The 5,709-nt window shown below is 51.4% G+C and carries 2 tRNA genes and 3 rRNA genes; all 5 read left to right on the top strand.

The annotated features are described in order from the left end of the window. The first annotated feature begins 397 nt into the window (after nt 1–397). Nucleotides 398–1,932: ribosomal RNA gene (locus WKW82_RS40105) — 16S ribosomal RNA — on the top strand. Nucleotides 1,933–2,035: 103 nt separating this feature from the next. Beyond that, a tRNA-Ile gene (locus tag WKW82_RS40100) sits at nt 2,036–2,112 on the top strand. A 21-nt stretch (nt 2,113–2,133) separates the two neighbouring features. Next, nucleotides 2,134–2,209: transfer RNA gene (locus WKW82_RS40095), tRNA-Ala, on the top strand. A gap of 338 nt (nt 2,210–2,547) precedes the next feature. Then, a 23S ribosomal RNA gene (locus tag WKW82_RS40090) occupies nt 2,548–5,420 on the top strand. Between the two features lie 150 nt (nt 5,421–5,570). Then, nucleotides 5,571–5,683: ribosomal RNA gene (rrf, locus tag WKW82_RS40085) — 5S ribosomal RNA — on the top strand. Together the 16S, 23S and 5S rRNA genes with 2 tRNA genes alongside form the textbook arrangement of a ribosomal RNA operon. The last annotated feature ends 26 nt before the right edge of the window (nt 5,684–5,709 follow it).

Here is a 5,709-nt window from a genome sequence, read left to right as displayed (position 1 = left end):
AGAAAAAAGTCCCTCGGGCTTGACGAAGAGTAAAAATCTGGGTCATAATCGAGAGCTTCGCTGAAACGGCTTCAGCACTGATTGCCCTGGTGATCGGATGCAGAAAGAAGCTGAAGAAAGCGAAATTAGTTTGACCGGGTTGTAAAAAACGTGTTAGACTGGCAGGCTTCGCTGATCGCAGCGAACGAAGCAAAAAGCGGGTTGACAGAGATGTTGATTTGCTTGGGATCCTTAAAAATTTACAGCCGATAAGCGTGGGCGTTTGAAGGCAACTTGCCAAGTGCTTCGGAACAAGTCGCAAGACTTTAAACGCTCATGAGAATAGAAGTGAAGTTCACTTCAATTTCTTTTTTTTATGAGTTTTGCCTCATCGCGAGATGGGGCGCAAATCAAGATCGAACTATAGAGTTTGATCCTGGCTCAGATTGAACGCTGGCGGCATGCCTTACACATGCAAGTCGAACGGCAGCGCGGGAGCAATCCTGGCGGCGAGTGGCGAACGGGTGAGTAATACATCGGAACGTGCCCAATCGTGGGGGATAACGCAGCGAAAGCTGTGCTAATACCGCATACGATCTACGGATGAAAGCAGGGGACCGCAAGGCCTTGCGCGAATGGAGCGGCCGATGGCAGATTAGGTAGTTGGTGGGGTAAAGGCTCACCAAGCCGACGATCTGTAGCTGGTCTGAGAGGACGACCAGCCACACTGGGACTGAGACACGGCCCAGACTCCTACGGGAGGCAGCAGTGGGGAATTTTGGACAATGGGCGCAAGCCTGATCCAGCCATGCCGCGTGCAGGATGAAGGCCTTCGGGTTGTAAACTGCTTTTGTACGGAACGAAAAGTCTCCTTCTAATAAAGGGGGATCATGACGGTACCGTAAGAATAAGCACCGGCTAACTACGTGCCAGCAGCCGCGGTAATACGTAGGGTGCAAGCGTTAATCGGAATTACTGGGCGTAAAGCGTGCGCAGGCGGTTATGTAAGACAGTTGTGAAATCCCCGGGCTCAACCTGGGAACTGCATCTGTGACTGCATAGCTAGAGTACGGTAGAGGGGGATGGAATTCCGCGTGTAGCAGTGAAATGCGTAGATATGCGGAGGAACACCGATGGCGAAGGCAATCCCCTGGACCTGTACTGACGCTCATGCACGAAAGCGTGGGGAGCAAACAGGATTAGATACCCTGGTAGTCCACGCCCTAAACGATGTCAACTGGTTGTTGGGTCTTCACTGACTCAGTAACGAAGCTAACGCGTGAAGTTGACCGCCTGGGGAGTACGGCCGCAAGGTTGAAACTCAAAGGAATTGACGGGGACCCGCACAAGCGGTGGATGATGTGGTTTAATTCGATGCAACGCGAAAAACCTTACCCACCTTTGACATGTACGGAATTTGCCAGAGATGGCTTAGTGCTCGAAAGAGAGCCGTAACACAGGTGCTGCATGGCTGTCGTCAGCTCGTGTCGTGAGATGTTGGGTTAAGTCCCGCAACGAGCGCAACCCTTGTCATTAGTTGCTACATTCAGTTGGGCACTCTAATGAGACTGCCGGTGACAAACCGGAGGAAGGTGGGGATGACGTCAAGTCCTCATGGCCCTTATAGGTGGGGCTACACACGTCATACAATGGCTGGTACAAAGGGTTGCCAACCCGCGAGGGGGAGCTAATCCCATAAAACCAGTCGTAGTCCGGATCGCAGTCTGCAACTCGACTGCGTGAAGTCGGAATCGCTAGTAATCGTGGATCAGAATGTCACGGTGAATACGTTCCCGGGTCTTGTACACACCGCCCGTCACACCATGGGAGCGGGTTCTGCCAGAAGTAGTTAGCCTAACCGCAAGGAGGGCGATTACCACGGCAGGGTTCGTGACTGGGGTGAAGTCGTAACAAGGTAGCCGTATCGGAAGGTGCGGCTGGATCACCTCCTTTCTGGAAACAGCAAGTTCATTTGAACGCCCACACTTATCGGTTGTTGGAAGGTTGTCGCCCGGCGACTGAGCGTTGAGGCTTGGTCCGAAGCGTTCTCCGGCTTGGGTCTGTAGCTCAGTTGGTTAGAGCACCGTCTTGATAAGGCGGGGGTCGTTGGTTCGAATCCAACCAGACCCACCATCCGCAGCATCACACATCCCTGGGGGATTAGCTCAGCTGGGAGAGCACCTGCTTTGCAAGCAGGGGGTCGTCGGTTCGATCCCGTCATCCTCCACCAATGGCCAGACACCAGTTCCTGGTACTTATCAGTTCAACACCAAAGCGGCTTCGAGCGAAAGCGTGAGGCCTCTTTGTTGTTGATCAAGATCTCTTGATCAATCGGCTGTTCTTTAAAAATTCATAGAGTCGAATCAGCGTTGCTGATGGAAACCGCACATTCGTAAAGGTTTGGTGCGGACCGTGCCATCAGCAACATAGAATTTTTGATTGCGTCAAAAGAAACTTCAATTTCGAGTCAAATCGATAATTGGAAGTACGGCATAACGCGCCAGGTGAGAGACCTGGCAATTCCTTGAAACGATTTTGGGTTCTCGCTAAGAGAAGTCAAAGTTATAGGGTCAAGTGAATAAGAGCACGTGGTGGATGCCTTGGCAATGATAGGCGACGAAGGACGTGATAGCCTGCGATAAGCTTCGGGGAGCTGGCAAATTAGCTTTGATCCGGAGATTTCCGAATGGGGAAACCCACCGAAAGGTATCGCATGATGAATACATAGTCATGCGAGGCGAACCGGGTGAACTGAAACATCTCAGTAGCTCGAGGAAAAGACATCAACCGAGATTCCGAAAGTAGTGGCGAGCGAAATCGGAAGAGCCTGCAAGTGATAGCACAAGACATAACGGAACAGTTTGGAAAGACTGGCCATAGCGGGTGATAGCCCCGTACGTGAAATGACCTGTGTGGTACTGAGCTTGCGACAAGTAGGGCGGGACACGAGAAATCCTGTCTGAATATGGGGGGACCATCCTCCAAGGCTAAATACTCATCATTGACCGATAGTGAACTAGTACCGTGAGGGAAAGGCGAAAAGAACCCCGGGAGGGGAGTGAAATAGATCCTGAAACCGCGTGCTTACAAAAAGTAGGAGCCTCGCAAGGGGTGACTGCGTACCTTTTGTATAATGGGTCAGCGACTTACATTCAGTGGCAAGGTTAACCGAATAGGGAAGCCGTAGAGAAATCGAGTCCGAATAGGGCGATCAGTCGCTGGGTGTAGACCCGAAACCAAGTGATCTATCCATGGCCAGGATGAAGGTGCCGTAACAGGTACTGGAGGTCCGAACCGACTAGTGTTGCAAAACTAGCGGATGAGCTGTGGATAGGGGTGAAAGGCTAAACAAACTTGGAAATAGCTGGTTCTCTCCGAAAACTATTTAGGTAGTGCCTCAAGTATTACCATCGGGGGTAGAGCACTGTTTTGGCTAGGGGGTCATGGCGACTTACCAAACCAAGGCAAACTCCGAATACCGATGAGTACAGCTTGGGAGACAGAGCACCGGGTGCTAACGTCCGGACTCAAGAGGGAAACAACCCAGACCGCCAGCTAAGGTCCCTAAAATTGGCTAAGTGGGAAACGAAGTGGGAAGGCTAAAACAGTCAGGATGTTGGCTTAGAAGCAGCCATCATTTAAAGAAAGCGTAATAGCTCACTGATCGAGTCGTCCTGCGCGGAAGATGTAACGGGGCTAAGCCAGTTACCGAAGCTGCGGATTTGCAATTTATTGCAAGTGGTAGGAGAGCGTTCTGTAAGCCTGTGAAGGTGCGTTGTAAAGCGTGCTGGAGGTATCAGAAGTGCGAATGCTGACATGAGTAGCGTTAAAGGGGGTGAAAAGCCCCCTCGCCGTAAGCGCAAGGTTTTCTACGCAACGTTCATCGGCGTAGAGTGAGTCGGCCCCTAAGGCGAGGCAGAGATGCGTAGCTGATGGGAAACAGGTCAATATTCCTGTACCGATTGTTAGTGCGATGTGGGGACGGATCTTAATAGGTCATCCGGGTGTTGGATATCCCGGTTTAGATGGATGTAGGCGTGCGTTAGGCAAATCCGGCGCACATATACCGAGGCCATTGATCGAGCGGACTTGTCCGTGAAGTGACTGAACGAGGTTCCAGGAAAAGCCACTAAGCTTCAGCTAACAACGACCGTACCGCAAACCGACACTGGTGCGCGAGATGAGTATTCTAAGGCGCTTGAGAGAACTCAGGAGAAGGAACTCGGCAAATTGACACCGTAACTTCGGAAGAAGGTGTGCCCTATTAGTGTGAAGTGAACAACGGAGCATGAATGGGTTGCAAAAAATCGGTGGCTGCGACTGTTTATTAAAAACACAGCACTCTGCAAACACGAAAGTGGACGTATAGGGTGTGACGCCTGCCCGGTGCTGGAAGATTAAATGATGGGGTGCAAGCTCTTGATTGAAGTCCCAGTAAACGGCGGCCGTAACTATAACGGTCCTAAGGTAGCGAAATTCCTTGTCGGGTAAGTTCCGACCTGCACGAATGGCGTAACGATGGCCACACTGTCTCCTCCTGAGACTCAGCGAAGTTGAAATGTTTGTGATGATGCAATCTCCCCGCGGAAAGACGGAAAGACCCCATGAACCTTTACTGTAGCTTTGTATTGGACTTTGAACAGATCTGTGTAGGATAGGTGGGAGGCTTTGAAGCAGGGTCGCTAGATCTTGTGGAGCCAACGTTGAAATACCACCCTGGTGTGTTTGAGGTTCTAACCTAGGTCCATTATCTGGATCGGGGACAGTGCATGGTAGGCAGTTTGACTGGGGCGGTCTCCTCCCAAAGCGTAACGGAGGAGTTCGAAGGTACGCTAGTTACGGTCGGACATCGTGACGATAGTGCAATGGCATAAGCGTGCTTAACTGCGAGACTGACAAGTCGAGCAGATGCGAAAGCAGGACATAGTGATCCGGTGGTTCTGTATGGAAGGGCCATCGCTCAACGGATAAAAGGTACTCTGGGGATAACAGGCTGATACCGCCCAAGAGTTCATATCGACGGCGGTGTTTGGCACCTCGATGTCGGCTCATCTCATCCTGGGGCTGTAGCCGGTCCCAAGGGTATGGCTGTTCGCCATTTAAAGAGGTACGTGAGCTGGGTTTAAAACGTCGTGAGACAGTTTGGTCCCTATCTTCCGTGGGCGCTGCAGATTTGAGGAAGCCTGCTCCTAGTACGAGAGGACCGGAGTGGACACACCTCTGGTGTATCGGTTGTCACGCCAGTGGCATTGCCGAGTAGCTAAGTGTGGAAGAGATAACCGCTGAAAGCATCTAAGCGGGAAACTCGTTTCAAGATGAGATCTGCCGGGGCCTTGAGCCCCCTGAAGAGTCGTTCAAGACCAGGACGTTGATAGGTCAGGTGTGGAAGCGCAGTAATGCGTTAAGCTAACTGATACTAATTGCTCGTGCGGCTTGACCCTATAACTTTGATTCAAATACCGAATCAGGGTGTTATGCCAAGTTGACGCATTCAAAAATACATTCAAGCCAGCGCACGACAAGTGCGCGCTGATTCCAAACTCTATGAATTCGTTGTCCTGATCATGTGATCACGACAGCAACAAGTTACGCCTGATGACCATAGCGAGTTGGTCCCACTCCTTCCCATCCCGAACAGGACAGTGAAACGACTCAGCGCCGATGATAGTGCGGGTTCCCGTGTGAAAGTAGGTCATCGTCAGGCTCTTACAGCCCAGAAAGCCCAACCTC

This window comes from Variovorax rhizosphaerae (assembly GCF_037889975.1).
Classification (GTDB): Bacteria; Pseudomonadota; Gammaproteobacteria; order Burkholderiales; family Burkholderiaceae_C; genus Variovorax; species Variovorax rhizosphaerae.
This window is presented reverse-complemented; position numbering and strand designations above follow the sequence as displayed.